This window comes from Gordonia sp. DT219, assembly GCF_049847065.1.
Taxonomy (GTDB): domain Bacteria; phylum Actinomycetota; class Actinomycetes; order Mycobacteriales; family Mycobacteriaceae; genus Gordonia.
On record NZ_JBNCNR010000051.1, the window covers coordinates 1 to 2,406 of the forward strand.

General features: G+C 65.0%; 3 protein-coding genes. All 3 read right to left on the reverse strand.

The features are described 5' to 3' along the window. Positions 1 to 339: 339 nt before the first annotated feature. The 3 genes from ACPXB3_RS22300 to ACPXB3_RS22310 all read right to left on the reverse strand — a co-directional run bounded on the left by ACPXB3_RS22300 (position 340) and on the right by ACPXB3_RS22310 (position 2,366). Complete coding sequence (locus tag ACPXB3_RS22300; protein ID WP_425729820.1) at positions 340 to 666, reverse strand: nitroreductase/quinone reductase family protein; 327 nt, start codon at positions 664 to 666, stop codon at positions 340 to 342. A 258-nt stretch (positions 667 to 924) separates the two neighbouring features. Then, the gene (locus ACPXB3_RS22305) at positions 925 to 2,139 is read right to left on the reverse strand and encodes a tyrosine-type recombinase/integrase (protein ID WP_425729822.1); all 1,215 of its coding nucleotides are present in this window, start codon (positions 2,137 to 2,139) and stop codon (positions 925 to 927) included. Then, the gene (locus tag ACPXB3_RS22310) at positions 2,139 to 2,366 is read right to left on the reverse strand and encodes a DUF3263 domain-containing protein (RefSeq protein ID WP_425729824.1); all 228 of its coding nucleotides are present in this window, start codon (positions 2,364 to 2,366) and stop codon (positions 2,139 to 2,141) included. The genes ACPXB3_RS22305 and ACPXB3_RS22310 overlap by 1 nt, the downstream gene beginning before the upstream one ends. Positions 2,367 to 2,406: the final 40 nt, after the last annotated feature.

Genomic DNA, 2,406 nt, shown 5'->3' on the forward strand with positions numbered 1-2,406 from the left:
ATCGACATCCGTGGCTCATCCCACCGGCCACGGTCGACCCGCGACGGCGACCACTCCCCGCCTACAACCGACGCACCTTACGTCTCGACAACGCTGCCTGACACCGGCTGCCTGAAGCCGGCCGCCTGACCGCACTATCCGCCCGACGACAGCCGCCTGAAACAGGCTTACCCACAAGACTTCCTGACCCGTGCACCCGGCCTGCCGGGACCGCAACTGTTCGTTGAGAACTTCATAGGGCTGCGGCCCAGCGCTTCAACCTACGCCTGAAGATCCGTCAATTCGATGCGGACGGTGAGCAACTCGGTTCCCACGATGCGTACGATGACGCTGTTGGAGTCACGGCAGTTGCTTGAGCCGCTCCCTGGGATCGTCGCGGTCGAGGACCGCGGCGGTTCCGGCTCGCCACTTTCCGCGGATCTGCAGACGCACATGTGGGTCCGCTTCGAGGTTGCGTACATACTGCGACTCGCGGCCGAATTCGGTGACAAGCCAGAATGTCGAACCCACCAGCGTTCCGGCGACAGGTGTGCGCCTCGGGAGACCGCTGCGTCGTCCGGTGGTCTCCACCACCACTTGGCCGGGCAAGTAGCGAGCAACCCGGCGCGCGACCGGATTGGCGATCCGGCGCTGGAAGCTCAGGACGAAGGGCCGTGGCTTCGTCACGATGGCCGACCGCCCAGCAGAATCGTGGAGGACATCGCATCACTCTAGACTAGGCCACAATGATGGGGTCACCAGCGATTTCCGTGGAGCCGCCCAGGGGAATCGAACCCCTGACCTATTCTAAGCGAACGTCCCGACTGACGGCTCCAACCATTCCACAGTCTCGGCATCAGTCTAGGTCAGGGCGGGTGTTCATTGCTTCCGATTCCATCCATCGTCAGTGATTCCAACAGTTTTCGGTGGGTAAACCGTGGGTCGTCATCCGCTGATCTGACCGCCAGCGACGGGCGCCAATCGATCAAGAACATGGCGCACATCTCCGGCGATCTTCGCCCGCTGACGGTAGTGCTTGCGCGTCGTCTCCGGTGAGGTGTGCCCGAGTTGGTCGGCCGCCGCCTCGATCCCGACTTCGTCGGCCAGAATTGTCGCGACCGTCTTGCGGAACGTCTTCGGCGAGACCCAGTCGAAGAGATCCGCTGGACCGTCCGGGGCGCCATCAACCGTGACCACTGTGCGGCGCGCGTCCCGGAACTGCCGTCGGACGTTGGCCGGCGACCGCGGACCACCGGTGCGGGTGGGGAATACCAGATCAAGCTCATCGCTCGGCAGATCACGCTCGCGCTGACGCTGCAACGCCGCGACCATGAAGTCCGGCAGGATCAGCCAATGCTGTGATGTCTTGGTCTTCGGCTGAGGCTCGTACGTTCCGTGCCGGTTGATCTTGCCCTCGATGTAGACCATCGCCGGTGCTAGGTCGGTCGCCCACTGGATGAGAGGCCATCGGAACGCCAGTACCTCGGAGATCCGGCCACCCGATCCGATCATGCAATCGGCAAGGTCCGGGAAGTCGACCCCGCGTCGCGGTCCCAGGGCGTTTGTCCCAGACCAGGTGGCGATCCGGATCCGCAACTGCTGAAGTTCGTCGATCGACAATGCTCGGATGCTCTTCGCGGTGGAGCTCCTGCGTGCCGTGTCGGCCATCGGGTTGCGATCGATCGCGTCGTGCTGTGCGGCCAGTGTCAGCATCCCCGAGAGGACGGTGCGCGCCTGGCGCGCCCGTGAGTCGGAGCGGATGGCGCGGACGAATCGGTCGAGCACTCCGACAGAGGCCTCTCCAACCCTTACCGCGCCGACGCCGGGAGTGATGACGCTGTCGATCAGCTCTCGGTCGTGTTCCAGCGTTCCAGCGGCGTAGCGCCCGGACTCGGCGCGCTTACTCAGCCACAGCTCCGCGAGTTCAGAGATCCGAGTATCGCGGGTGATGTCGACGACCGACCCCGCAGGGCGCCCGCGCTGTGACAGCGCCTCGACGAGGGCGCGCTCAGCCTTCGCGCCGGTGGCCCCGAAGCGTTCCACTACCCGTGTCTTGCCGTCGTAGTCCCGGTAGTGCGCCCGGGCTCGCCAACGGCCGGGAGCCACCTCGGTGCGGTTGATCCGGCCCCAGGTGCCGAGTGGGAGTGGTGGGCGTGCCATCAGTGCCTCATTCGTTGGTCCGACCGCGTGGATCGTATGCGGCGCAAGCGGTTCACCACTACAGGGTTGTATGCCAGGGCCTCCTCGGTATCGAGGAGGCGGTTCACGCGCTGCCAGTATCGCGTAAGTGACAGGCCGAAGCGCCGTTGAACCGCATCGGCCTGGAGGCCGGCGTGGTTCCACCGGTTGGCGGCGAAGTCGATCAGTGCGCGGTCCTCGTCGGTCATGCCACACCCCTCTCGCGGAGTTGTCCGTCGATCCAATCCC

Excerpts from the sequence above, each read along its gene's own strand:
- ACPXB3_RS22305 (WP_425729822.1), bottom strand. The coding sequence starts at position 2,139 with ATGGCACGCCCACCACTCCCACTCGGCACCTGGGGCCGGATCAACCGC.
- ACPXB3_RS22310 (WP_425729824.1), bottom strand. The coding sequence starts at position 2,366 with ATGACCGACGAGGACCGCGCACTGATCGACTTCGCCGCCAACCGGTGG.